This window comes from Pseudoxanthomonas sp. USHLN014 (assembly GCF_037153335.1).
GTDB classification, from domain to species: Bacteria; Pseudomonadota; Gammaproteobacteria; order Xanthomonadales; family Xanthomonadaceae; genus Pseudoxanthomonas_A; species Pseudoxanthomonas_A winnipegensis.
Genome location: NZ_JBBCKO010000001.1, coordinates 809,878 through 833,445, shown reverse-complemented (window position 1 = coordinate 833,445; position 23,568 = coordinate 809,878). Strand labels below are relative to the sequence as shown.

Annotated in this window: 30 protein-coding genes and 1 tRNA gene; 19 read left to right on the top strand and 12 right to left on the bottom strand. The window is 67.6% G+C overall.

Features of this window, described 5'->3' with window-relative positions; translation table 11 throughout:
• Nucleotides 1–2 precede the first annotated feature (2 nt).
• The 3 genes from WFQ05_RS03825 to WFQ05_RS03815 are packed head-to-tail and all read left to right on the top strand — an operon-like array spanning nucleotide 3 to nucleotide 1,352.
• Nucleotides 3–287, top strand: a complete 285-nt coding sequence (locus WFQ05_RS03825; protein ID WP_130533213.1) for a hypothetical protein — start codon at nucleotides 3–5, stop codon at nucleotides 285–287.
• Between the two features lie 21 nt (nucleotides 288–308).
• Nucleotides 309–947: a glutathione S-transferase family protein gene (locus tag WFQ05_RS03820; protein WP_337052702.1), complete on the top strand. Its 639-nt coding sequence runs from the start codon at nucleotides 309–311 to the stop codon at nucleotides 945–947.
• A 30-nt stretch (nucleotides 948–977) separates the two neighbouring features.
• Entirely contained in the window at nucleotides 978–1,352 is a 375-nt protein-coding gene (locus tag WFQ05_RS03815; RefSeq protein WP_337052701.1) for a hypothetical protein, read from the top strand.
• Nucleotides 1,353–1,355: 3 nt separating this feature from the next.
• Here the strand turns inward: WFQ05_RS03815 and arsC are convergent, their stop codons facing one another.
• Nucleotides 1,356–1,736 carry an arsenate reductase (glutaredoxin) gene (arsC, locus tag WFQ05_RS03810; protein WP_337052700.1) on the bottom strand — a complete coding sequence of 127 codons (381 nt, stop codon included), beginning with the start codon at nucleotides 1,734–1,736 and terminating at the stop codon, nucleotides 1,356–1,358.
• An 80-nt stretch (nucleotides 1,737–1,816) separates the two neighbouring features.
• Between arsC and WFQ05_RS03805 the strand changes: the two genes are divergently transcribed.
• Together WFQ05_RS03805 and WFQ05_RS03800 are read left to right on the top strand one after the other, a co-directional pair.
• The gene (locus WFQ05_RS03805) at nucleotides 1,817–2,443 is read left to right on the top strand and encodes a redoxin domain-containing protein (RefSeq protein WP_337052752.1); all 627 of its coding nucleotides are present in this window, start codon (nucleotides 1,817–1,819) and stop codon (nucleotides 2,441–2,443) included.
• 30 nt (nucleotides 2,444–2,473) lie between these two features.
• Nucleotides 2,474–3,010 carry a thioredoxin domain-containing protein gene (locus WFQ05_RS03800; protein ID WP_337052699.1) on the top strand — a complete coding sequence of 179 codons (537 nt, stop codon included), beginning with the start codon at nucleotides 2,474–2,476 and terminating at the stop codon, nucleotides 3,008–3,010.
• A gap of 37 nt (nucleotides 3,011–3,047) precedes the next feature.
• On the opposite strand, the gene WFQ05_RS03795 is transcribed toward WFQ05_RS03800, so the two are convergent.
• The 3 genes from WFQ05_RS03795 to WFQ05_RS03785 all read right to left on the bottom strand — a co-directional run bounded on the left by WFQ05_RS03795 (nucleotide 3,048) and on the right by WFQ05_RS03785 (nucleotide 6,033).
• Complete coding sequence (locus WFQ05_RS03795) at nucleotides 3,048–4,184, bottom strand: phospholipase A (RefSeq protein ID WP_337052698.1); 1,137 nt, start codon at nucleotides 4,182–4,184, stop codon at nucleotides 3,048–3,050.
• Nucleotides 4,181–5,446 (bottom strand): phospholipase D-like domain-containing protein, encoded by a 1,266-nt coding sequence (locus tag WFQ05_RS03790; protein WP_337052697.1) that lies wholly within the window; start codon nucleotides 5,444–5,446, stop codon nucleotides 4,181–4,183. The genes WFQ05_RS03795 and WFQ05_RS03790 overlap by 4 nt, the downstream gene beginning before the upstream one ends.
• 119 nt (nucleotides 5,447–5,565) lie before the next feature.
• The gene (locus WFQ05_RS03785; protein WP_130533447.1) at nucleotides 5,566–6,033 is read right to left on the bottom strand and encodes a DUF456 domain-containing protein; all 468 of its coding nucleotides are present in this window, start codon (nucleotides 6,031–6,033) and stop codon (nucleotides 5,566–5,568) included.
• 248 nt (nucleotides 6,034–6,281) lie between these two features.
• Here WFQ05_RS03785 and WFQ05_RS03780 point away from each other — a divergent pair, with 248 nt between their 5' ends.
• Entirely contained in the window at nucleotides 6,282–6,491 is a 210-nt protein-coding gene (locus tag WFQ05_RS03780; protein WP_130518035.1) for a cold-shock protein, read from the top strand.
• 93 nt (nucleotides 6,492–6,584) lie between these two features.
• Here WFQ05_RS03780 and WFQ05_RS03775 read toward each other — a convergent pair whose 3' ends face one another.
• Entirely contained in the window at nucleotides 6,585–7,064 is a 480-nt protein-coding gene (locus tag WFQ05_RS03775; RefSeq protein WP_337052696.1) for a glycine zipper 2TM domain-containing protein, read from the bottom strand.
• Between the two features lie 160 nt (nucleotides 7,065–7,224).
• Complete coding sequence (locus tag WFQ05_RS03770; protein WP_130518039.1) at nucleotides 7,225–7,641, bottom strand: hypothetical protein; 417 nt, start codon at nucleotides 7,639–7,641, stop codon at nucleotides 7,225–7,227.
• Nucleotides 7,642–7,709: 68 nt separating this feature from the next.
• On the opposite strand from WFQ05_RS03770, the gene WFQ05_RS03765 reads away from it, so the two are divergent.
• On the top strand, nucleotides 7,710–8,555 hold the full coding sequence (locus tag WFQ05_RS03765; RefSeq protein WP_337052695.1) for a tRNA threonylcarbamoyladenosine dehydratase: 846 nt from the start codon (nucleotides 7,710–7,712) through the stop codon (nucleotides 8,553–8,555).
• A 96-nt stretch (nucleotides 8,556–8,651) separates the two neighbouring features.
• Here the strand turns inward: WFQ05_RS03765 and WFQ05_RS03760 are convergent, their stop codons facing one another.
• Together WFQ05_RS03760 and WFQ05_RS03755 are read right to left on the bottom strand one after the other, a co-directional pair.
• Entirely contained in the window at nucleotides 8,652–9,416 is a 765-nt protein-coding gene (locus tag WFQ05_RS03760; protein WP_337052694.1) for a TatD family hydrolase, read from the bottom strand.
• Between the two features lie 4 nt (nucleotides 9,417–9,420).
• A complete protein-coding gene (locus WFQ05_RS03755) occupies nucleotides 9,421–9,645 on the bottom strand; it encodes a DUF6116 family protein (RefSeq protein WP_130522698.1) in 225 nt (74 codons plus the stop codon).
• A 166-nt stretch (nucleotides 9,646–9,811) separates the two neighbouring features.
• On the opposite strand from WFQ05_RS03755, the gene WFQ05_RS03750 reads away from it, so the two are divergent.
• From WFQ05_RS03750 to WFQ05_RS03740, 3 genes are all read left to right on the top strand, one after another.
• A complete protein-coding gene (locus WFQ05_RS03750) occupies nucleotides 9,812–10,636 on the top strand; it encodes a glycine zipper 2TM domain-containing protein (RefSeq protein ID WP_130518045.1) in 825 nt (274 codons plus the stop codon).
• A gap of 202 nt (nucleotides 10,637–10,838) precedes the next feature.
• Entirely contained in the window at nucleotides 10,839–13,451 is a 2,613-nt protein-coding gene (locus WFQ05_RS03745; RefSeq protein ID WP_337052691.1) for a DUF3857 domain-containing protein, read from the top strand.
• A gap of 105 nt (nucleotides 13,452–13,556) precedes the next feature.
• Nucleotides 13,557–14,195 (top strand): glutathione S-transferase family protein, encoded by a 639-nt coding sequence (locus tag WFQ05_RS03740; protein WP_337052690.1) that lies wholly within the window; start codon nucleotides 13,557–13,559, stop codon nucleotides 14,193–14,195.
• Between the two features lie 14 nt (nucleotides 14,196–14,209).
• Here WFQ05_RS03740 and WFQ05_RS03735 read toward each other — a convergent pair whose 3' ends face one another.
• Nucleotides 14,210–15,088, bottom strand: a complete 879-nt coding sequence (locus WFQ05_RS03735) for a folate-binding protein (RefSeq protein WP_337052689.1) — start codon at nucleotides 15,086–15,088, stop codon at nucleotides 14,210–14,212.
• Nucleotides 15,089–15,109: 21 nt separating this feature from the next.
• Between WFQ05_RS03735 and WFQ05_RS03730 the strand changes: the two genes are divergently transcribed.
• The 9 genes from WFQ05_RS03730 to lolD all read left to right on the top strand — a co-directional run bounded on the left by WFQ05_RS03730 (nucleotide 15,110) and on the right by lolD (nucleotide 21,545).
• Complete coding sequence (locus WFQ05_RS03730; protein WP_130518053.1) at nucleotides 15,110–15,262, top strand: DUF1674 domain-containing protein; 153 nt, start codon at nucleotides 15,110–15,112, stop codon at nucleotides 15,260–15,262.
• Nucleotides 15,263–15,335: 73 nt separating this feature from the next.
• On the top strand, nucleotides 15,336–15,731 hold the full coding sequence (sdhC, locus tag WFQ05_RS03725) for a succinate dehydrogenase, cytochrome b556 subunit (RefSeq protein ID WP_130518055.1): 396 nt from the start codon (nucleotides 15,336–15,338) through the stop codon (nucleotides 15,729–15,731).
• Complete coding sequence (gene sdhD, locus WFQ05_RS03720; protein ID WP_130518057.1) at nucleotides 15,728–16,108, top strand: succinate dehydrogenase, hydrophobic membrane anchor protein; 381 nt, start codon at nucleotides 15,728–15,730, stop codon at nucleotides 16,106–16,108. Before sdhC ends, sdhD begins: the two co-directional genes overlap by 4 nt.
• Before the next feature lie 7 nt (nucleotides 16,109–16,115).
• Nucleotides 16,116–17,909, top strand: a complete 1,794-nt coding sequence (gene sdhA, locus WFQ05_RS03715; protein WP_337052688.1) for a succinate dehydrogenase flavoprotein subunit — start codon at nucleotides 16,116–16,118, stop codon at nucleotides 17,907–17,909.
• Nucleotides 17,910–18,019: 110 nt separating this feature from the next.
• Nucleotides 18,020–18,799, top strand: coding sequence for a succinate dehydrogenase iron-sulfur subunit (locus WFQ05_RS03710; protein ID WP_130518061.1), 780 nt, complete (start codon nucleotides 18,020–18,022; stop codon nucleotides 18,797–18,799).
• A 71-nt stretch (nucleotides 18,800–18,870) separates the two neighbouring features.
• Entirely contained in the window at nucleotides 18,871–19,137 is a 267-nt protein-coding gene (locus WFQ05_RS03705; protein ID WP_130532071.1) for a succinate dehydrogenase assembly factor 2, read from the top strand.
• A 28-nt stretch (nucleotides 19,138–19,165) separates the two neighbouring features.
• Nucleotides 19,166–19,540 (top strand): hypothetical protein, encoded by a 375-nt coding sequence (locus WFQ05_RS03700; RefSeq protein ID WP_337052687.1) that lies wholly within the window; start codon nucleotides 19,166–19,168, stop codon nucleotides 19,538–19,540.
• A 48-nt stretch (nucleotides 19,541–19,588) separates the two neighbouring features.
• Nucleotides 19,589–20,851: a lipoprotein-releasing ABC transporter permease subunit gene (locus tag WFQ05_RS03695; protein WP_337052685.1), complete on the top strand. Its 1,263-nt coding sequence runs from the start codon at nucleotides 19,589–19,591 to the stop codon at nucleotides 20,849–20,851.
• Nucleotides 20,844–21,545: a lipoprotein-releasing ABC transporter ATP-binding protein LolD gene (gene lolD / locus WFQ05_RS03690; protein WP_130518069.1), complete on the top strand. Its 702-nt coding sequence runs from the start codon at nucleotides 20,844–20,846 to the stop codon at nucleotides 21,543–21,545. Before WFQ05_RS03695 ends, lolD begins: the two co-directional genes overlap by 8 nt.
• A gap of 81 nt (nucleotides 21,546–21,626) precedes the next feature.
• Here the strand turns inward: lolD and WFQ05_RS03685 are convergent, their stop codons facing one another.
• The 3 genes from WFQ05_RS03685 to WFQ05_RS03675 form a co-directional block, all read right to left on the bottom strand.
• Nucleotides 21,627–22,457, bottom strand: a complete 831-nt coding sequence (locus tag WFQ05_RS03685) for a hypothetical protein (protein WP_286574637.1) — start codon at nucleotides 22,455–22,457, stop codon at nucleotides 21,627–21,629.
• Nucleotides 22,458–22,796: 339 nt separating this feature from the next.
• Nucleotides 22,797–22,872: transfer RNA gene (locus WFQ05_RS03680), tRNA-Ala, on the bottom strand.
• A 115-nt stretch (nucleotides 22,873–22,987) separates the two neighbouring features.
• Nucleotides 22,988–23,530, bottom strand: a complete 543-nt coding sequence (locus tag WFQ05_RS03675) for an Lrp/AsnC family transcriptional regulator (RefSeq protein WP_337052681.1) — start codon at nucleotides 23,528–23,530, stop codon at nucleotides 22,988–22,990.
• Nucleotides 23,531–23,568: the final 38 nt, after the last annotated feature.

Below are 23,568 nucleotides of genomic sequence, written 5' to 3'. Positions count from 1 at the left end.
TGGTGAAAGCATGGATCCTGGCGGCGTGTCTGCCGCTGCTCGCCGCCTGCGCCAGCACCGATCCCGGCGTGTCCGAGACCACGTTGCTGCGCCCGGCCACCCCGCAAGGCCAGGCCTGCGCGCGCCAGTGCGACACGCTGCGCGCGGCCTGCACCGGCGCGCCGATGCACAGCGCGCCCGCCACGCTCGGCGGCGCCCGCTCCGATCCCAAGCCGACGGCGGCCTCCTGCGCCACCACGCACCGCGACTGCGTGCTGGACTGCGGTGGCCGCCTGGTCGGCGACTGACCCCCCACGCAGGCCGCCTCCATGACCGACGCCGTTCTCTACTACAGCCCCAGCACCGCCAGCCTGGTCGTGCATTGGCTCCTGATCGAACTGGACATCCCGCACCGGCTGGAGCTGGTCGATTTCGACACCCGCGCGCAGCGATCGCCCGAGTACCTCCGGCTCAACCCGCAGGGCCGCGTGCCCACGCTGGTGCTGGACGGGCAGGTCCTGACCGAATCGGCCGCCATCGTCATGCACCTGGCCGAGCTGCATCCGCAGGCCGGCCTCGCCCCGGCCGTGGGCACGCCGGAGCGCGCCGCGTACTACCGCTGGCTGTTCTTCTGCACCTATACGCTGATGCCGGCGTATCGCAGCTGGTTCTATCCGGACGAACCGGCGGGCGAGATCAACATCGAACCGGTCAAGGCCGCCGCGCGCGTTGCGCTTGAGTACGCCTGGCAGCAGGTGGCCGACCATCTGGAAGCCAACGGCCCCTACCTGCTGGGCGAGCAGCGCAGCGCGGCCGATTTCGTGCTGACCATGCTGATGCGCTGGTCGCGCTACATGCCGCGGCCCACCGACGATTGGCCGGTGCTCAAGGCGTTTGCGGCGCGGATGAAGGCCTTGCCGTCCTTCCACGAGACCTACCGCCGCGAAGGCATCACCGACTGGCAGTAGCTCCGGTCCGTTGCCACAGGGAGGGTGACGATGGGAAACGGTCTGTCGATTCGTGCCGTGGCGATCCTGCTGTGCGCCTCGGCGCTGAGCGGTTGCTGGGCCGACAAGGTGCATCGGCCGGCTAGTGCGGCCGGTGCCGTCTGTGCCGAGCAATGCGACCAGCAGCGCCTGCAGTGCAATAACGCGGCCGAGTCCTTGGCGCTGAGCGCGCGGGGCAGTTGCCAGGCGCAGCGGGATCACGTCGAGCAGCGGTGCTCGCCCTGGGTGAAGGATGCGGACAAACAGCGCTGCCAGCGAGCGAACAATCCGGGCGGCCCGACATGCGTCGATCCCAGTCCCGATTACGCCAGCTGCACCAGCACTTGGCGCGGCTGCATCACCTCGTGCGGCGGCTGGTTCGAGTAACCCTCAGTCCGCCAACAGCGCCAGCACCTGCTCCGGCGGTCGGCACAGCCGCGTCCCGCGTGCGGTGATCACGATGGGGCGGTTGATCAGCACCGGATGGCGCAGCATGGCCTCGATCAGCCCCGCATCGTCGATGCCCGGATCGTCCAGGCCCAGCTGCGCATACTCGGGCTCCTTGCGGCGCATGAGTTCGCGCAGGGGCTGGCCGGTGGCCGCCAGCGTCGCGGTCAGCGTGGCCCGATCCGGCGGGTCGTTGAGGTAGTCGACGATATGCGGCTCGATGCCGGCCTGGCGGATCAGCTCCAGCGCCCCACGCGAATTGCCGCAGCGCGGGTTGTGCCAGATCACCACGGTCTGCGGATCATGGCTCGGCGTCTGGCTCATCGCGCGCCGCCCCCGCGCAGCCGTGCGGAACGCGGTGGCTCGGTGCCGGGATCGTGCATCGCGGAGTTCCTTGAGAAGGCCTGGGACGGCCGACCATTCTACGTGCCACCGGGGAGAGGTCCGCGCCGAACGGGCGCACGACCAGGCCGGTCTTCCTGACGCCATGTTTCCAGTCGCTGCGCGACAGTGGGCGACATCCGGTCGACAGGAACGCTGCCATATCCGCCTCAGACAGTCCCATAGCCGTTCTCCCGGCCGGCACGCAGGCGCCGGATTTCAGCCTCAATGCCACACCCGACCAGGCGCTCGCGCTGCATGAGCTGAGCGGCCGGCCGGTCGTGCTGGTGTTCTATCCGGCGGACTGGAGCCCGGTCTGCGGCGACGAGCTGGTGCTGTTCAACACCGCCCTCCCGTTGATCGCCAAGTCCGGGGCCACGGTGCTCGGCATCTCGGTGGACAGCGTCTGGTGCCACCAGGCCTTCATCGCCGACCGCAAGCTGGGGTTCGAGCTGCTGTCGGACTTCGAACCCAAGGGCGCCGTCGCCCGACGCTACGGCGCCTACGATGCCGAGCACGGCTACTGCAAGCGCGCCCTGTTCGTGATCGATGCACAGGGCACGATCGCCTGGAGCTATCTCTCGCCCACCGCGATCAATCCCGGCGTGGACGGCGTCCTGGACGCGCTCGACGCCCTGCCCAAAGGCTGAAGGCCGAGCCGGCCGCACAAGGAGACTCCCATGTCCACGCTTCGCATCCCGGTCGGCCCCGACGACCACGCCCAGGGTCCGGCCGATGCGCCGGTCACGCTGGTCGAGTACGCCGACTACCAGTGTCCGTACTGCGCCCAGGCCTTCCCGGTCGTGCGCCAGCTGCAGGCCCGCTTCGGCCACGACCTGCGTCTGGTGTTCCGCAATTTCCCGCTGAGCCAGGCCCATCCCCAGGCCTTGCCGGCTGCGCTGGTGGCTGAATTCGCCGGCCAACACAGCAAGTTCTGGCCGGCCCACGACGCGCTGTTCGAAAACCAGGACCGGCTCGGCGGGTCGCTGTACGCCGAGCTCCTGGAGACCCTGGGGCTTGGGGCCGATGCGCTCGAGTCGGCGCTGCAGTCGCGCTCGCTGCTCGAACGCGTCCAGGCCGACCTGGACGGCGGCCTGCGCAGCGGCGTGAACGGCACGCCGGCCTTCTTCCTCAACGGCCAGCGCTACGACGTGCGCAGCGGCTTCGACGAGCTGGCGGCGCCGATTGAGGCGTTGATCGCCCAGTCGAGGGCTTGAAGCGCGCTGGCGCGCCGCTGCGCGCCAGCGCCGGGCCTCAGTACCACTCCAGCAGCGAGATGCCCAGGCCGATGTAGGTGGCCTTGTGGTTGTAGTCGATCAGGCTCTCGCCATAGCCGTGGAAGATCTCGATATGCCCGCGCAGGTTGCGGTCGATCGGGAAGCCCCAGGAAGCCTGCAGCGCGCCATGCGACTGGTCGCCGCCGCGCAGTGAGTGCCGGCCCATCAGCGAGAACTCGTGGCCATCGTGGCTGTAGGTCAGCGTGGCGTCGCCGCGGCCCATGTAGTTTTCGATGTCCGGATTGTCGTCGTCGTGGCCCTCCGGGATGCGGTACCACGGCCGCACCACCAGCGCCCAGTTGTCGCGGTCGAAGCCGATCATGCCGATCACCCGGTTCCAGCTGCGCGAGAGCGGGTCGCCGCGGCCGTTGGACTGGTGGTTGAGGCTCAGCCCGGCCAGGCGCCCGTGCCAGTCGCCGAGTGAATAGTTGGTGCGGAACACCATCATCACTTCCGGCTCGTAGTTGGTCTCGCGGAACGGGCGCGAGGCCTCGCTGTTGTAGGTCTGCCAGCGCGAGCTCTGCGTATAGCCGCCCCAGATGTCGCCGTTGTCGCCGAACAGGTTCTCCACGAACTTGGTCTTGAAGCTCAGCTGGAACTTGGTCTCGATGCTCTGCAGGTCCTGCGCCACGGTCACCGTGTTGTCCGGATTGGGCGAGGAGGGCATCTCGTTCTTCTTCGACGTCCAGAACGCCGGCAGCAGGTACACCGGCTTGTAGGCGCGCATCTGGAACACGCCCAGCTTGGATGCGGCCGCCAGCTCCCAGCGCGAGTCCAGCAGCGAGCCCTTGCCCGCATTGGCCAGCACCGCGTCGTAGTCGTCGTCGGCGTACATCGAGCCGCCGCGGCGCTTGGCCTTGGCGCTGCTGGCGTCCAGATCCTTCTGCTCCTTGGCGATGCTGGCCGCCGCATCGGCCTGCGCGGTGCTGGGCGCCACGCGCTTGATCGCAGTGTCGTAGCAGGCCAGGCGCTGGGCGTCGACGGTGATCAGACCGCAGGCCTCGACCGAGGCCGGGGTAATGGTGGTGGTGCCGTCCTGGGCAGCCGCCGCGCCAGGCGCGGCGGCAACGCACAGCAGGGACAAGAGTCGGGGCAGGGGGTGCGGGCGGCTCATAGCTGTGACCTGATGGGAAGGATGAGGGTTTCGAACAGTTTCTCCCGCAGCGGCCGTGTGCGCCAGCGCTGCAGGGAATAAGGCGTGGCCTTGGCCAGATCGCTCTCGTACAGCGCCGTCATGCGTTCGGCCAGCGCCGGGTCGTAGACGTTGAGGCTGGCCTCGTCGTTGAGCCGGAACGAGCGGATGTCGAAGTTGGTCGAGCCCACCGACACCAGCAGGCCATCGACGATCAGCAGCTTGGTGTGCAGCATCGTCGACTGGTACTCGCTGATCTGGATGCCGGCTTCCAGCAGCGGCCCCCAGCTGGCCCGCGAGGCCAGCCGCACCGACAGCGAATCGATATGCGGACCGGGCAGCAGCACACGGATGGCGACGCCGCGCGCCCGCGCCTCCAGCAGCGACCGGGTGATCAGCGCATCGGGGACGAAGTAGGCCGCGGCCAGGTCGATCGTGCGCGTGGCCGCGGCGATGGCCAGCAGATACATCAGATGCATGCTCTCGCTGCCGCCGGAAGGCGAGGCCAGGAAAAGCTGCGCCGGACTCTCGCCGACGGGATCCAGCAGCGGGTAGAAGGCCTCGCCATCGAGCACCCGGCCGGTGGACTTGATCCAGTTGTCGTTGAAGGCGGTCTGCACCTGCGCCACCACCGGGCCTTCGATGCGGTAGTGAGTATCGCGCCAGTGCTCCGGATCCTGCGCCTGTCCCAGCCACTGGTCGGCCACGCCGACTCCGCCGGTGAAGCCGATGCGCCCATCGATCACCAGCAGCTTGCGATGGGTGCGGTTGTTGATGCGCTGCAGGTTGTACCAGACCAGCGGGCGGTAGCGATGGACCTCCACGCCGGCCTGTTCCATCTCCTCGACCAGGCGCCGGTCCATCTTCAGGCTGCCGCCCCAGTCGATGGTCACCTTGACCTGCACGCCTTGCCGGGCGCGCTCGGCCAGCGCCTGGCTGAACTCGCGTCCGATCCGGCCCGACCAGTAGATATAGGTCTCGAAGGTGATGGTCCGCCGGGCGCCGGCGATGGCGTCCAGCATCGCCGGGAAGATCTCGTGCCCGTTGTTGAGCACCTCGATGCGGTTGCCCGGGGTGATGGCCGGGCCGAGCAGCACGGACATCTCGCGCATGAACTGCGGATCGTCCACACCATGGCGATGCGGCGGCACGTGCTCGAGTTTTTTCTCCGGCGTGGCGAAGTTCAGCGCGAGCAGCACCACCACCAGCGTCAGCACCACCGCTGCCGCGATCATCCAGGTCATGCGACCGACATCCCCAATCCCCGCAGGCCGCCTTGGGCCCAATGCGGCGGGATTCTGGCAAAGCCGCCTTCACGCGTTGCGTGAAGGCGTTGGGACCTTCCGGGAGATCGAGGGCAGGCCTAGTAGAACCAGGCGATCAAAAACACCGCCAGCATCGCGAAGGCCAAGCCCACCTTGAGCACCACGCCCACAACCAGCCCGACCCAGGTCGCCAGCCCGACCTTGCCGGCCTGGCGCAGCTCGCGCCCGTGGATCAGCTCGCCAACCAGCGCACCGGCGAAGGGCCCGACCAGCAGTCCCAGCGGCATGAAGAACAGGCCCAGCACGGTGCCGATCACCGAGCCGATGATGGCCAGGCGACTGGCGCCGACCCGCTGCGCGCCCATCGCGGTGGACAGCACATCCACGGCCAGCGACAGCGCGGTGAGCAGGCCCAGCACGGTCAGCGTGACCCAGCCGACCTGCTCGAATCCGCCGGCCCATGCCGCAAGCAGCATGCCGGCGAAGGCCAGCGGAAGTCCCGGAAGTACCGGAAGCACCACGCCGAGCACGCCGGCCAGGATCATCAGCGCCGCCAAGACGTACATCGCCGTCTGTAATTCCACTTATTTTTCCTTTAGGAACATGGGGTTATGATTTTATGAACGTGCGTTGAAGGGCGTTGCTTTTTCATATTGGCCGCGCTACTGTCAAGCCGCTGCGTTTGCCAAGGTCACCGTGAATCGTGGCCTGATGCGGTAGATCCAAAGATCCGCTACATCGTCGTACCTCGGCTCCTCCTTGCAACCAGCCGCCCGACCCGGCGTACCCAACCCCTGTTCCAAGGAGATCCGCAATGGCAGACCGCGAAACCGGAACCGTGAAATGGTTCAACGATGCGAAGGGTTTTGGCTTCATCAGTCGTGAGAATGGCGAGGACGTGTTCGTGCACTTCCGCGCCATCCAGACGCAGGGCTTCAAGAGCCTCAAGGAAGGCCAGAAGGTGACCTTCACCGTCGTCCAGGGCCAGAAGGGCCTGCAGGCCGACGCTGTCCAGCCTGTCTGAGCCCGCGCGGGTCGTTCCCCCGCGACCAGGCGCAAACGAAAAAGCCCGGCGGAAGCCGGGCTTTTTCGTGCCTGCCATTCGGCTGCCGACAGGTCAGCGGATCACCACACGGCCATTGACCACGCGCACGTAGGTGTTCTCGGTCACGCCGCCCAGGTCGCGCTGGTTGATCACGATGGTGCGGCCATCGTCCATGCGCACGGTCACGTCATAGGTATCGCCGGTGACGCGGTCCTGGATCGCGTTGCCGGCCAGCGCGCCGCCCACCGCGCCGGCGACGGCGGCCACGTTCTTGTTGCCCTTGCTGCCGCCGGTCTCCTTGGAGATCTCGCGGCCGGCGACCGCGCCGACGATGCCGCCCAGCACCGCACCGGTGCCGGTGGGCGCGCTGCGGTTGGAGGAGACCGGATCGATGCGGGTGACGATGCCGCAGTCGGCGCAGTAGCGCGACGAGGCGGGCGGATAGGAGGAACCGCGGTAATCATCGCGGTAGCCATAGTTCGGGCTGGTGGTAGCGCAGCCCGCCAGGGTCAGCACGCCAGCGCTCATCAGGACGAGAGTTTTGAACTGCATCGGATGACTCCTTCGCCCCGCGGGCGTGCCAGGTGGAATGCGGCAAGCGCCGCGTGCCCGGCATCGTGTTGTCATCGCCATGAACGCGGCATCAATTGAAACCGCTTGCCACGGGCCCGACCGAAGGCCTCATCAGACGCCGTTCATCCTCCGCCGCCGGTCAGTGCGCGAAGTCGTCGTGGCAGGCCTTGCAGGCCTCGCCGATGCGCGCGACCACGGCCTTGGTGTCCGGGCAGCCGACCGGCGGCGCCGACAGCGCGCCGTCCAGCGTCGCCCGCAGCTGGCCGGCATGGGTCACGAACCTGGAGTCCTCGGCCAGATCGGGGAACGCAGTTTCCAGATCGTTGCTGACCGCGCGCAGCGTCTGCAGCCGGGGCAGAGCGTCGCTGGCCGTGCAGCGGTTGGCGGCCAGATTCGCCTTGAGCACATCGGTCTGCTTGGCCATCACGTGCATCACGCTATGCGGGAACGGATCCTGCCGCGCCTGCAGCGCGCGCATCCCCATCACCGTGATCACCCCGCCGACCAGCAGGCCGAGCAGGAACAGGAACAGGAAACGGGATGCTTGGCTGGCCACGGGGCGTGCTCCTTGGGACGGTGTGATCGATGGTACGACGGCCGAAGCCGCGCTCCTACAATAGCGTCATGAACGCCGCCGCCTCGCCAACTGTCAGCCCTGTCACCACCCTGTGGAAAGAACGCTTCGCCGGCGTGGACCGCCTCTACGGCGTCGGCGCGGTCGAACGCCTGTCCCAGCGCGCGGTCGCGGTGATCGGCATGGGCGGGGTCGGCTCGTGGGTGGTCGAGGCGCTGGCACGCAGCGGCGTGGGCAGGCTGGTGCTGATCGATGCCGACGACATCTGCCTGTCCAATACCAACCGCCAGCTGCCGGCGCTGGACGGACAGTACGGCCGCAACAAGGTCGTGGTGATGGCCGAACGCTGCCGCGCGATCAATCCGGAGATCCAGCTGGAGGTCGTCGAGTCCTTCCTGACCTCCTCCAACCTGGAGGCGCTGCTTGGCCAGCCGCTGGACCTGGTGATCGATGCCTGCGACAGCTTCCGCACCAAGGTCGAGACCATCGCCTGGTGCCGCCGCCGCAAGCTGCCGATGATCACCGTGGGCTCGGCCGGCGGGCGAACCGACGCGACCCAGGTCCGCGTGCGCGATCTCTCGCGCACCGAGCACGATGCGATGCTGGCGCTGGTCCGCAAGAAGCTGCGCGCCGAGTTCAACTTTCCGCGCAATCCGCAGCGCTACTTCGGCGTGTCGGCGATCTACTCCCTGCAGAACGTCCAGTACCCGCAGGCCGATGGCAGCGTCTGCGGCTTGCGGCCGGTGCTGGGCGCCGAGGCGGCCTTGAAACTGGACTGCGGCGCCGGCCTGGGCGCGGCCACCCACGTCACCGGCACCTTCGCTTTCGCCGCGGCGGGGCGGGCCATCGAACTGCTGCTCAAGCCGCGCAAGGAAGAAACGCCCGCCACCGTGTGAGGGTGGGCCGCCTTCCCATCGGCGGCCGGGACATCGTGAAGCGACGCGGGAACCGTGAGCCTTGGGCGCCGGCAGTTGGGACCCCCTGGGCAGGGCTCAGTCCCGAAGTCCGAACAGCCGTGTGGCGTTATCGGACGTAACCCGTGCGACCTCTTCATACGGCTGGTCGCGCAGCTCGGCGATCACCTCGCACACGCGCGCCAGACGCGCCGGCTCGTTGCGCTGTCTGCGGTGTTCGGCATCGGGCTGATCGGGTGCATCGGTTTCCAGCAGCAGATGCTCCAGCGGCATGCGCGCGGCCAGGCGGCGCAGGCGCTGGGCGCGCTCGTATGTCACCGGTCCACCCAAGCCGATCATGAAGCCGTTGTCCCACAGCTGCCGGGCCTGTTCCTCGCTGCCGGCATAGCTGTGCACCACGCCACGCAGCCCGCCGACCTTGCGGACCGCCACGATCACCGCTTCCACCGCGCGCCGCGCATGCACGATCAGCGGCAGGTCGAACTCCCGCGCCAGCGCCAACTGGCCCTCGAAGTAAATCTGCTGCGTCTGGTGGTCCAATCCCTCGACGAAGAAATCCAGCCCGCACTCACCGATGGCCACAGGGCGCTCGCGCTCGATCCATTCGCGCAGCAGATCCAGATGCTCCGGCGCGTGGGCCTGCAGGAATATCGGATGCAGGCCATAAGCCGGATACAGCCCCGCGTGCTGGCTACACAGCCTGCGCAGCGCCGGCCAGCCAGCCGCATCGATCGCCGGGACGACCTGGCGTCGCACGCCGGCCGCTAGGGCACGGGCGATGACTGCGTCGCGATCGGCGTCGAACTCTGCGGCGTCGAGGTGGCAGTGGCTGTCGGTCAGCACGCGATCAGCGTGCCGAGCGCGGCCGGGTGTCCAGCGACGGCTGGGCGCGGCGGTCCTTCCAGTTGGCCAGCAACAGCGTGCCCAGGCCCAGCAGGATCTCGTCGACGAAAGGAATGAAGTCCGGTACCGCCAGGTCCACCACGAACAGCAGCGCGGTGAGCTTGAACAGGGTGGGGTGGCGCAGCCGGCGCGCCCAGCGCAGCAGCGGGGAAACGAGAGGGCTTGGCATGACGGCCTCGCAGCGATCTGGATCTGGAAACGCTAACACGGCGTCGCCTGGCACGGCGTTTAGCCGCTAGCGGGGTTCGGCTGTGTCGTTCGGTGCCTTGTTCAGCTTCATGCGACAACAATCCAGGCCAACACAGTGCGGGCAAGGCCCGTGATGGAGAGGCGTCATGAAGAACACCACCACCCTGATCCTGGTTGGCGCTGGGGCGCTGCTGTTCGGCGGCGTTGCCACTGCGGCTTACATGAACCACCGGAGTTCGGCGGAGACCTTCGCCACCGCGCCGCAGGGCGAGCTGGCGGCGACCACGCCGCTGGAGAACGGCGATGCCTTGCCGGCCAGCGCGGTGCCCACGGGCACGCAGGTCGATTACGCCGATATCGTCAATGTCGTGCCGATCACGCAGAAGGGCACGCTGTACGCCACGGTGATCGGCACCGATCCGGTGCGCGAGACCACCACGACCACGACCCCGCGTGAGGTCTGTGAGGACGTGGTCGTTAACGACCGTCTGCCCGAGCGCGACGGCAATGTCGGCGGCACCGTCGTCGGTGCGCTGGTCGGCGGCCTGGTCGGCCACCAGATCGGCGGCGGTCACGGTCGCGACCTGGCGACCGCCGCCGGCGCCGTGGCCGGCGGCTTCGCCGGTAACCGCATCGACCGCAACCACGTCGGCGGCCGCGTCGTGCAGCGCACCGAGCGCCAGTGCCATACCGAGAACGCCACGTCCGAGTCCTCGCGCGTGACCGGCTACAACGTGACCTATCGCAACCCGGATGGCACCACCGGCACCATGCGCATGGACCAGAAGCCCGGCAGCCGCATCGCCATGGGCAAGTCCAGCGAGGTCACCGGCTACAACGTGACCTACCGCTACGACGGCGCCGAGAAGACCGTGCGCCTGGACCGCAAGCCCGACTCGGACCGCCTGCCCGTGATCGACGGCCGCGTGGTCACCCAGACCGCCGCGCTGGATTCCAGCCCGCGCGGCTGAGGTTCCCAGACAACAAGGGCGACAAGCAGGGCCGGCTCGAAAGAGCCGGCCCTTTGCGTATGGGGCAGGTCGATCGCCCAGGCCCGGACGGTCCTACAATGAAGTGCGCGCCGTGGGGACGGCGCATCGGCGTCGGGGTGTTTCGGCAGCCTTGGGCGCGCCAACAGGAACTGCCCGCCATGACGCGGGCCATGGGGAAAGGATGATAGGCAAGGTGTGGTTTGGCATGGCGCTATGGCTGGCGGTCGCGGCGGCGGCAGGGGCGATCGATCGTCCGGACATGGCGGCAACGCCAGCCTGGGTCGCCGATGAACCGACGGAGACCGGTCATCCCGCACCGGCTGCGGGCAACCTCCGGTATGAGGTCGTGTCCGACCAGGTCGATCTGACCGGCGCGAAGCCGGTCTGGTATCGGCATATCGGATTCACCGTACTGCGCGAGCAAGGGCTGACCGACGGCGGAAACTTCAGCGTCGATTACCAGCCGGAGTACCAGCGCCTGGTGCTGAGCGAGATCGAGGTGCTGCGCGACGGCCGCCGCATCGACATGCGGGACCGTGCCAGCTATGCCCGTCTGCGTCGGGAGCAGCAGCTCGACTCGGGATTGCTGGATGGGCGGGTCACGCTGAACGTCACGGTGCCGGACCTGCGGGTCGGTGATCGGCTCGACTACAGCTTCATGGTGATCGGGCAGAACCCGATCTTCGGGTCCGCTTACTACGACGACTTCGGGGCGCGCTACAACGTGCCGGTCGGCTGGAGGCGCGTGCGGGTGCGCTACCCGCAGATCCAGCCGGTCTTCGCGCAAGTGAGCGTTCCGGGATTCGCGATCTCCAAGACCGGTGCTGGCGGTGTGGAGACGTTGGATATCACCGCGCGCAACCTGCCATCGGTGATCGAGCCGGAGCAAACGCCGGCAGGCTATGCCAGCTTGGGCACCATCCGCCTGTCCACGGCCAGGAGCTGGTCCGACATCGTGGCCTGGGCGGCGCCCCTGTATCCACGCAGCTTCCGTGATCCGGCGGTGGCCGCCGCGATGGCCTCGCAGCTCAAGTTGGATCCGGCCCAGCCGGAGGCGTCGCTGCAGCGCGCCGTTGCGTTCGTGCAGGGCCAGATCCGTTACACGGGCCTGGACATGGGCGTCAATTCGCATGCGCCGCACGCGCCGGAGGCGACGCTCGCCGACCGTTTTGGCGACTGCAAGGACAAGACCACCCTGCTGGTCGCCCTGCTCGGGCTCGCCGGTGTGCGCGCCGAGCCGGTCCTCGTCAACACCCAACCGGGGAAGAACCTGGGCGAAGCACTGCCATCTGCGAACCTGTTCGATCACGTGGTCGTGCGTGCGCATCTGCCTGGCGGCGAGGTGTGGATCGACGCCACGCGCGACCGCGAGTTCGGCCCCCTGAACGAGCGCCTGGCGCTGCCTTATCGCGTCGGCTTGCCGCTGGTGGCTGGCGGCGGTGCACTGATCGATATTCCGTACCCTCTGCCAGCCAAGCCGCAGGTCGAGGTCTCCGAACGGGTGCAGGTGCGCTCGACCGATGATGGTTACGAGGCCACGTTCGATCTGTCCACCCGCTACCGGCAGGGAGAGGGCGAGTCGGTCGCGTCGGGGTATCGGCGCAACGGCGACCAAGCCACCGGTGAGCGCTATCTCAGGTACATGCAGGATTTTTACGAAGGCCTTTCGGCACTAGGCAAACCCGTCATGCAGGAGCCCGGCGAGGGCATGGTCGACATGCATGAGCGATATCGCCTGATGTGGAAACGCGTCGACGGGACCGTGCTCGATCTCTGGCTGTTCCAGCTCAACGACTGGATGACCAAGCTGCCCAATCAGGCGCGCAGCACGCCGTATGCGCTGGGCGGTCCCCGCTTCGCGGTGCAGACGATGGAAGTGCAGGCTGGGAACGGATTCGACATTCCGGATGCGCGCGAGGTTGTCGAAAACCCCTGGTTCCGCTTCGTGCGCAGCACGCGCGTGGAGGGCAAGACACTGCACATCACGGGAGAGTGGACGCGCCTGGCCAAGCAGATTCCCGCGAGCGGCATGGAGCGCGCGGCGCGGGACATGGCACAGGCACGCGACCTGCTGGTGTTTCCGCTGGAACTGGAGTCCCGGCAGTCGCTGTGGGGGAGCTGGCGGGACTGGTGCTGGCCGTTTGCCGGCCTGCTGCTCGCTGGCCTGCTGGTCCTGGCCTGCTATCCGTTCCGCCGCGGCAGTCTGCCGATGTCGGTTCTGTTCGCCCCGCGTCATGCGGCCCTCGCGGTCCCGGCAAGGCCCTGGAGCATGGCCTGTGCCTGGCTCGCCTATTTCGGCCTGACCTACTTCGACATGGCGGCCGACAAGCTGGTCCCTGGCACGAAACTTCCGATCCAGGCGGTTGCGCTGGTGCTGATCTTTGCCGCCGTCATCGGCGGCTGGCTGCGGGCCGCGATCAGCGCTGGCCTGCTGCGCATGGCGCTCGGTTGGCTCCGGTGCAAGGCCGCGACATTCGACGGCATTTGCCAGGCGCTGGTGGTCGCAACGTTCTCGGCGCTGCCCTTCAGTCTGGGCGCACTGGTGGCGCTGCAGGGTCATGTCACCTGGCTGAACAGCGAGGCGGAGTTGGATAGCGCGCGATTCCCCGGCCTGATGTCGGCTGGCCTGCTCATGTTGTGTGGATGCGGATGGGGGATGGTTTCTGCGATCAACGCGGTCGCGGCGAGCGCCGCGACGTCGCGGCGGCGTGCGCTGGCGGGCATGGCCATCGCCGCAGGCATCGTGCTGTTGTTGATCGGGGTCGTCGTCGGCATCGTGAGGCTGGCGCGCTGAAGGCGGGTAAGCCAGCGCGGGATTGATCACCTCGACGGTGGCTCAAAGCTCATCCACCCCAACCAGGCGGTGGATCCTGCCGGCACAATAGGTCCGGGCCGGCCCATGGGGGCAGTGATGACGATCAAGGTGTATGGCATGTCGTCTTCGGGCAATTGCCACAAGGTGCGCATGGCGCTGACGCTGCTGCAGCGGCCGTGCGATTGGGTCGAGGTGGACAGCGCGGCCGGGCAGACGCGCACGCCGCAGTTCCTGGCCAAGAACGCCAATGGGCGCGTGCCGATCCTCGAGCGCGAGGACGGGCAGGTGCTGGCCGAGTCCAACGCAATCCTGTGCTGGCTGGCCGAGGGCAGTGCCTTGATGCCGGCCGATCCCTGGCAGCGGGCGCAGGTGCTGGCGTGGATGTTCTTCGAGCAGTACAGCCACGAGCCCTATGTGGCCGTGGCACGCTTCATCTGTGGCTGGATCCCGCCGGACTCGCCGCGCCACGCGGATCTGCCGCGGCTGCGCGAGCGCGCCGCCGATGCGCTGGCGGTGATGGAGCGTCACCTGCAGGCGCAGGCCTGGTTCGGCGCGGAGACGATGTCGATCGCCGATCTGGCGCTGTTCGCCTACACGCACTGCGCCGACGACGGCGGTGTGTCGCTGGAGGCCTTCCCGCAGGTGCGTGCCTGGCTGGCCAGGATGCTGGCCGTCGATGGCATCACGCCGATGCCCAGCCCGCCGCTGCTCGTCCAAGCCTGAGCGAGGGCGTTGCCTCAGCGCGCCAGGCCGTCGAGCAGGACGCGCTGGGTAAGACGCTGGTCGCCGCTGTACAGGTCGGTGGCAGGGAGCTCCAGCGGCAGGATCGCCAGCACCGGGCCGGGGGCGCGATGGCTGGCGCAGACTACCTGGCCCACTTCGCGCTCGGCGTCCGCAACCGGCGCCCCCGCCTGCAGCAGGGTGTCGCTCTCCAGCAGCGCCAGACCGCGCTTGGCCTTGCCAAGGAAATGCGTGCGGGCCACGATCTCCTGGCCGGGATAGCAGCCCTTCTTGACGCTGAAGGCGCGCAGGCGCTCCAGCGAGAGCTGCTGTGGCGTCCATTGTTCGCGCTGGCTGGCCTCCAGGCGCGGCAGGCCGTGCGCCAGATCCAGGTCGCGCCAGCGCTCCAGCGCGGCCGCATCCGCTTCGCCTGCGGCCTTGCCCAGCAGCAGCGTGCGCGGCTGGTGGGCGCTACCGACATCCATCGCGATGCCGGCGTCGTCCTGGGCGAGCAGGGAGCCTTGCGCGTTCGTCCAGGCGGCGAACAGCCCCTGGGCATGCAGGTCGGACACGGAGACGACGACCTTCTTGCGGAATACGAAGCGCTTGAGCGCGGTGGCCAGTTCGATGGCCGGCACATCGGGTACGACCAGCACCAGTCGGTCCGTGGCCAGACGCAGCACGGCGAAAACGGCGATCACCCGGCCCTTGGGCGTCAGCCAGGCGTTCCACTGCCAGCGACCATCCTCCAGCGCCTGCAGATCGTTGGCGAACTGCGCCTGCGCGAACGCCACCGCATCCGGACCCTCCAGGCTGATCACGCCATGGTCGGGGAGGGCAAAGGCCCGTTCACTGGGATTTGCGTGGTTGTCAGTCAAGATCGTGAGGATTAACATTTTGTGCGTTGCGAGACTCACATGATAGGCCAAACCCCTCCCACCCCCGTCCCCGAGCCTGAAACGCAGAAGCCCGAACAGGCTCCGGCGCAGAAGGAGATCGGCGGCCGCGACGGCCCCGAGCCGACCCGTTACGGGGACTGGGAAAAGAACGGGCGCTGCATCGACTTCTGAAAGTCGAATCCACGGCGCCTTCCAGCCAACGCGGCCTTTCCCGACCGCCCAGCCGAGACTAAGAGCCAATCCAATGGCGACACGTCAACGTCCGCTTTCCCCGCACCTGCAGGTGTATCGCTGGCAGATCCAGATGGCCACGTCCATCCTGCATCGCGCCACCGGCGTCATCCTGTCCCTCGGCGCATTGCTGATCGCCGCTGCGCTGGTCGCGCTGGCCTCCGGCCCCGATGCCTGGACCTGGATCTCCGCCCAGGCGAGCACCTGGTATGGGCTGGTCTTCCTGTTCCTGTGGACCTGGGCCTTCACCTACCACCTGCTCAACGGCATCCGCCACCTGGCGCAGGACGGCGGCCTGGGCTATGCGGTCTCGGCCTTCGTGCGCAACGGCTGGCTGGTCAGCGCCGGTAGCCTGGTCCTGGCGCTGCTGGTCTGGGGCGGCGTGCTGGCCAAGGGAGGTGTGGCATGAGCTTCCGCAACCCGCTCAAGCAGGCCAAGGGCCTGGGCTCGGCGCACGCCGGCCTGCATCACTGGGTGGTGCAGCGCTATACGGCCGTGGCCCTGATCTTCCTCGGGCTGTGGTTTGTCTATTTCGTGGTCGGCCTGATCCACGCCGACTACCTGGCCGCCACCGACGCCATCGCCCGGCCCTGGAACGCCACGCTGCTGGTGGCCTTCCTGGTGGCGATGTTCTGGCACGCGCAGCTGGGCCTGCAGGTGATCCTGGAGGATTACGTGCACACCCCGCTGACCGCCTTCGTGTCGCAGCTGCTGGTCCGCTTCGTCTGCTTCCTCGGTGCGCTGGCCAGCGTGTTCGCCGTGGTCCGCATCGCCTTGGGGAACTAACGCCACCATGTCTTCCGCATACAAGATCACCGAACACAAGTACGACATGGTCGTGGTCGGCGCCGGCGGCGCGGGCCTGCGCGCCACCTTCGGCCTGGCGGCCAAGGGCCTGTCCACGGTCTGCCTGACCAAGGTGTTCCCGACTCGTTCGCACACCGTGGCCGCGCAGGGCGGCATCTCCGCCGCGCTCGGCAACATGGGCGAGGACGACTGGCGCTACCACTTCTACGACACCATCAAGGGCTCGGACTGGCTGGGCGACCAGGACGCGATCGAGTACATGGTGCGCGAGGCGATCCCGGCGATCATCGAGCTGGAGCACTACGGCGTGCCGTTCTCGCGCACCGAGGCCGGCAAGATCTACCAGCGTCCGTTCGGCGGCATGACCACCAAGTACGGCGAAGGCCCGGCGGCGCAGCGCACCTGCGCGGCGGCCGATCGCACCGGCCACGCCATGCTGCACACGCTCTACCAGCAGTCGCTGGCGCACAACGCGCGCTTCATGATCGAGTACTTCGCGCTCGACCTGATCTTCGACGAGGAGGGCGTGTGCCGCGGCGTGCTGGCCCTGGACATGGCCGAGGGCACGCTGCACCTGTTCCGCGCCCATGGCGTGGTGCTGGCCACCGGCGGCTACGGCCGCGCCTACTTCAGCGCCACCTCGGCCCACACCTGCACTGGCGACGGCGGCGGTCTGGCCATGCGCGCCGGCCTGCCGATGCAGGACATGGAGTTCGTGCAGTTCCATCCGACCGGCATCTACGGCGCGGGCTGCCTGATCACCGAGGGCGTGCGCGGCGAAGGCGGCATCCTGCGCAATTCCAGCGGCGAGCGCTTCATGGAGCGCTATGCCCCGCACTACAAGGATCTCGCCTCGCGCGACGTCGTGGCGCGCTCGATGACCATCGAGATCCGCGAAGGCCGCGGCGTGGGCGAGCACAAGGACCACATCCTGCTCGACCTGACCCACCTGGGCCCGGAAGTCATCCACGAGAAGCTGCCCGGCATCGCCGAGAGCGCGCGCATCTTCGCCGGCGTGGACGTGTCCAAGGAGCCGATCCCGGTGCTGCCGACCGTGCACTACAACATGGGCGGTATCCCGACCAACTACCACGGCGAAGTGGTGCGCAAGGTCGGCGACGATCCGGATGCGGTGGTGCACGGCCTGTACGCCATCGGCGAGGCGGCCTGCGTGTCGGTGCATGGCGCCAACCGCCTGGGGTCCAACTCGCTGCTGGACCTGGTGGTGTTCGGTCGCGCGGTGGCCAACCGCTGCGCCGAGACCATTCAGCCCAACCAGCCGCACAAGACCCTGCCGTCGGACGCCTGCGACAAGGCGCTGGGCCTGCTGGACAAGCTGCGCCACGCCAATGGCGACACGCCGACCTCGGTCATCCGCGACAACATGCAGCGCACGATGCAGGCCGACGCGGCCGTGTTCCGCACCAGCAAGACGCTGGCCGAGGGCTGCGAGAAGATGGCCAAGGTGTTCGACAGCTTCCAGGACGTGAAGGTCTCCGACCGTTCGCTGGTGTGGAACTCGGACCTGATCGAGACCTACGAGCTCAACAACCTGCTGCTCAACGCGGTGGCCACGATCAACTCGGCCGAACAGCGCCACGAGAGCCGCGGCGCGCATGCGCACGAGGACTACCCCGAGCGCGACGACGTCAACTGGCAGAAGCACACACTGGTCAGCGTCGACGAGCAGGGCAAGTGCAGCTTCGACTACCGCCCGGTGCACATGTACACGCTCAGCAAGGATGTTGACGTGGTTCCGCCCAAGCCGCGCGTCTACTGACCAGAGCCGGGAGACGGGAATCGGGAATCGGGAATCGAAGAAAGCGCTCGCGCTTTTCGCCCCTGCTTCCCATTCCCCAATCCCTAATCCCCATTCCCGGATTTTAAGCCATGGCTGAGTTTGCACTCCCCAAGAATTCCAAGATCGGCAAGGGCAAGCATTTCCCCGCCAAGGGCGCCAAGAACACGCGCACCTTCAAGATCTACCGCTGGAGTCCGGACGACGACCAGAACCCGCGCACCGACACCTACGAGGTGGATCTGGACAAGTGCGGCCCGATGGTTCTGGACGCGCTGATCAAGATCAAGAACGAGATCGATCCGACGCTGACCTTCCGCCGCTCCTGCCGCGAAGGCATCTGCGGCTCGTGCGCGATGAACATCAGCGGCACCAACACGCTGGCCTGCACCAAGGCCATCGAGGACTGCGGCCGCGGCGAGGTGCCGATCTATCCGCTGCCGCACATGGACGTGGTCAAGGACCTGGTGCCGGACCTGACCCACTTCTACGCCCAGTACGCCTCGATCAAGCCCTGGCTGCGCACGCAGAGCCCGGCGCCGGACCGCGAGCGCCTGCAGTCGCCCGAGGACCGCAAGAAGATCGACGGCCTGTACGAGTGCATCCTGTGCGCCTGCTGCTCGACCAGCTGCCCGAGCTACTGGTGGAACGGCGAGCGCTACCTGGGCCCGGCGATCCTGCTGCAGGCCTACCGCTGGATCATCGATTCGCGCGATGAGGACACCGGTGCGCGCCTGGACGATCTGGAAGATCCGTTCAAGCTCTACCGCTGCCACACCATCATGAACTGCGCGCGCACCTGCCCCAAGGGTCTGAACCCGGCCAAGGCGATCGCCGAGATCAAGAAGCTGATGCTGGCCCGCGCGGCCTGATCGCTTCGACTGCTGCCCGCACGGCGCCCTCCGATGGAGGGCGTTTTGCTTTCCACGAACTGGACACGCCCATGAGCGATGCGAGCGACCCCACCTTCGACCCGGTGATCAAGCGCCTGCGTTGGCGCAGCCGGCGCGGCATGCGCGAGCTGGACCAGCTGTTCGAGCGCTACCTGGACCACGCCTGGCAGGACGATTCCGAGGAACAGCGGGCGGTTTTCCTAGCGCTGCTCGAATGCGAGGACGATAAGCTCTGGCGCTGGTTCATGGGCTACGAGGACTGCCCCGATGCCGCGCTCGCCCAGCTCATGGAACGCATCCGCCAGCTGCCGGCTTGAGTGGCGCCCCTCGCGCCTGCTGGGCGCGATGCTGGCGCTCATCGGCGTGCTCGCGGTCTGCGCGGTGCTGGCCAGCGGCCTGCCGGGCTGGGGGATCGCGCTGCTGGGGCCGTGCAGCGCGGCGCAGGCGAGCGTGTCGTTGCGGCGCTATCTGCGGCGGCCATCGTGCCTGCTGGTCATCCCCGGCGGCGACGCCGCGCCCACGCTGGATGGCGTAACGCTGACGCGCTGCCAGGTGCAGTGGCGCGGACCGTTGGCGTTTTTGGCCTGGCGCGACGCCGCCGGCCGGCGCGGTCACCTGGTCTGGTGGCCCGATACGCTGCAGGCGCGCGCACGACGTGAACTGCGTCTGGCCGCCGACGGGCTGGCCATTTCCGCGCGCGGCGCGGCGATGGCACCATAGCGCACCGCCAGGCCCGCGACGGACTGGTTCACCTCACCGCAGGCCGCAATGTTCAAACCCATCCCGGTCGCCATCGGCCTGCGCTATCTGCGCGCCAAGCGACGCAACGGCTTCATCTCCTTCATCTCGATGGCCTCGATCATCGGCATCGCGCTCGGCGTGATGGTGCTGATCACCACGCTGTCGGTGATGAGCGGCTTCCAGCGCGAGATCCGCGACCGCCTGCTGCAGATGACCGCGCACGCGACCGTGTCCTCGACCGGCGAGCCCATGCGGGATTGGCAGACGGCGGTGAAGCTGGCGATGGAGGATCCGCGGGTGGCGGGGGCGGCGCCGTATGTGGATGGCGAGGGCCTGATCGCCGGCAACGCGACGCAGAACATGCCGGCGGTGGTGCGCGGCATCGTGCCCGACCAGGAAGCGCACGTTTCAGTCCTGGCCAAGAAGATGGACCAGGGCTCGGTCGATTCGCTGCAGCCGGGTAAGTTCAACATCCTGCTGGGTAGCGAGCTGGCGCAATGGTTGAACGTGCGCGTGGGTGACAAGGTCAACGTGCTGACCAGCGACGTGCAGAGCACGATCGTCGGCGCCCTGCCGCAGACCAAGCGCTTCACCGTCACCGGCATCTTCACCGTCGGCTACAACGACATCGACAAGGGCATGGCCTTCGTCGACATGCAGGACCTGCAGCGGCTCAAGCGCATGGGCGACGGCGTCACCGGCGTGCGCCTGATGCTGCACGACATGGACCAGGCCTACGACGTGGCGCGCGATCTGGCACGGCGCCTTCAGGAAGTCAGTCCTTATCCATACCGCATCAGCGACTGGACCAGCGACAACGCCAACCTCTACCAGTCGTTGAAGATGGAGAAGACGGTGATGGGCGTGCTGCTGTCGCTGATCATACTCATGGGCGCCTTCACCCTGGTCAATTCGCAGGTCATGCTGGTGACCGACAAGCAGGCCGATATCGCCATCCTGCGCACGCTGGGCCTGACCCCGCGCGGGGTGATGCAGGTGTTCATGGTGCAGGGCTCGCTGATCGGCGTGATCGGCACCGTGGTCGGCGTGATCAGCGGCATCGTGCTGACCATGAACCTGGAGCGCATCCTGGAGCTGATCGAGCACACCTTCCACGTCGTCCTGCTGCCCTCGGACGTGTACTACATCACCGGCCTGCCGTATGTGCTCAACCCGCACGAGATCGTGGTGATCGCCCTGGTCGCGCTGACCATGAGTTTCCTGGCCACGCTGTATCCGGCCTGGCGCGCGGCACGCACCGACCCGGCCGAGGCCCTGCGCTATGAGTAAGCCGATGCAAGACAGCAGCGTGATCCGCGCGCAGGCGCTGGCCAAGACCTATGCCGAAGGCAAGATGAAGACGCCGGTCTTCGACGGCCTGGATCTGGACGTGCAGGCCGGCGAGACCGTGGCCATCGTCGGCGCCTCAGGCGCCGGCAAGAGCACGCTGCTGCACCTGCTGGGCGGCCTGGATACGCCGACCTCGGGTGAGGTCTTCGTCGCCGGGCAGAAGATGTCGGGCCTGTCCAATGCGGCGCGCGGCAAGCTGCGCAACCGGGCGCTGGGCTTCGTCTACCAGTTCCACCACCTGCTGCCCGAGTTCACCGCACTGGAGAACGTGATGATGCCGGTGGCGCTGGGCGGCGGCGACCTGAGCGAGGCGCGCCAGCGCGCGACCACGCTGCTCGAGCACGTCGGCCTGGGCCATCGCCTGGAGCACAAGCCGGGCGAACTCTCCGGTGGCGAGCGCCAGCGCGCGGCCGTGGCCCGGGCGCTGGTCAACAACCCCGGCTGCGTGCTGGGCGACGAGCCCACCGGCAACCTGGACGACAAGACCGCCGAGACCGTGTTCTCGCTGATGCTGGACCTCAACCGCGCCCAGCGCACCAGCCTGGTCCTGGTGACCCACGACCGCGGCCTGGCCGCCCGCCTGGACCGCACGCTGGAGCTGCACCAGGGCAAGCTGCGCCCGATCGCGCTCTGAGTCCGAAACGCACGCAACGAAAAAAGCCCGCCGATGGCGGGCTTTTTCTTTGTCTCAAAGCTGGTCGAAACCTCGCTTGTTCTACAGCGCCTGTCCGTTAACGACGGTCAACAAGTGCACCGGAGATTGCAGCGCCAGCGACTGTCCATCGCGCAGACCCACCGGATCGAAGGACTGCTCAGCCTCGGCAAGCCAAGGAATCGGCGTGCGGATGATGGTCGGAAGTTCCTGCCACCCGTTGATGGGGGACTTGGACTCGCCCAGCCAGAACGTCACCGGAAGGATCAAGGTGGCATCGGCGACATCGCCGAACTCGACATTGGCTGGCGTGAATTGCCATTTCCTGGCGGCTTCGATGGAGGCCTTGCCGAAGGCCTTGGCCCATTGCGCGCTCTGCTTTGGCTTCATGTCGCGATATGGAAACGCGACCTGGGTCGCCATCGCATCCACGACCTGTCCCTGGGCATTAATGCGCACGGCCAGGAGCACGTTGCCCATCACGCCGGCGCGTGCCGCGTCTACGGGATAGCGTGGCGGCTCCATGGATGTCGCGGGCTGTCGGGTCGAATAGAAGCGGACGTCGCGTATGTGCAACTGGTAGCCGCTGTCCACCTTGGTCGCCACCAGTGCCAGCTGCATCGACGTCTTGGCATAGCCGGGCTTGCCGTCGTGCATCACAGGCTCGAACTTCCACTGCCGCACCGACTTCTCGATGAGGTCCTTCAGCGGTGGAGTAACGATGGTGCGGATATCGATCGCGAAGACCTTACCCTGCGGATCGATGCCCAGTTCGCCGGAAACCGGCAGGATCATGTCCGCTGTCTCCGCAGCCGGAACCGCGTCCCCAGCCGCAGCCATCCCCGGCGCTGCGCCGGCCAACAGCAGCGCCCAGCCAAGCATCCACTTGTACATACGGCATTCCCCAATGCGTAGACGGGACGACTATAGGACAAGCGCGCATGTGCGGGAATGTCCGCCTGGGTGGCCTCCAGGCGCAGTGGCGGCGAGGAAGGCGTGATGGCAATCAGCACCCCGGAGGCCAGGTTCTAGTGGGGCGCCCGGCCCATGGCCACCCAGTGAACTTTCCAGTTCCGACCTCGTGGACACGGGCTGCTGGGCCTCAGCGCGGGTTGGTACGCAAAGTCGGCGAGGCCGCGCCAAAGCTGCAAACAAAAAAGGCCTGATTCTCAGGGAAATCCCTTTGAATCAGACCTTTGTTGAACATTTGCGGATGAACGCAAACGGGAAACTTGGTGGAGCCAGGGAGGATCGAACTCCCGACCTCGTCATTGCGAACGACGCGCTCTCCCAGCTGAGCTATGGCCCCAAGGGGAGCGCCATTCTAGCGATGCGTCCGCGGATTGCCAACCGGTCTGCGTGCGATCGCCAGGCGATGGCGCGGAGGCGTTCTGGCATGGACCGGGCACGCGCCTGGCCGGCGCTCAGCCCTCCCGCGGCGCGTCCAGGGCGGGCAGGGGCCGCTCGCCCGGGGCGCGGATGGCCTTGGTGACCACGTAGGTGGAATAGCGGGCGATACCCAGGTCCTCGCGCAGCAGTTGCTCCATGAAGGCCTGGTACTGGGCGATGTCGCTGCACTCGATCATGGCGATGTAGTCGATGCCGCCGCCGGTGGCGTAGCAGAACGCCACTTCCGGGGCGTCGGCCATGCGCTGGGCGAAGGTGCGCATCGAAGCGGCGGTGTGCTGGCCCAGCACGATCTGCACCAGCACCTGGCTGGTCTTGAACAGGCGCTGCCAGTCGATCACCGCGCGGTAGCCGCGGATCAGGCCGGCGGCCTCGAGCTTGCGCACGCGCTCCCAGGTGGGCGTAATCGACAGGCCGATCTCGCTGGCCAGGGTGGACTTGGTCACGCGCGCCTGGCGCGAGAGGATCTGCAGGATCCTCAGGTCGTCCTGATCCAGGCGCAGGCCCGGATCGATGCGCAGCGGCCGGGCGGCCGCCTCGGGGGGGACATCGGAAGACATGCGGGGGATGCTGGCGTCGGCTTGCGCAAGGGCACGGC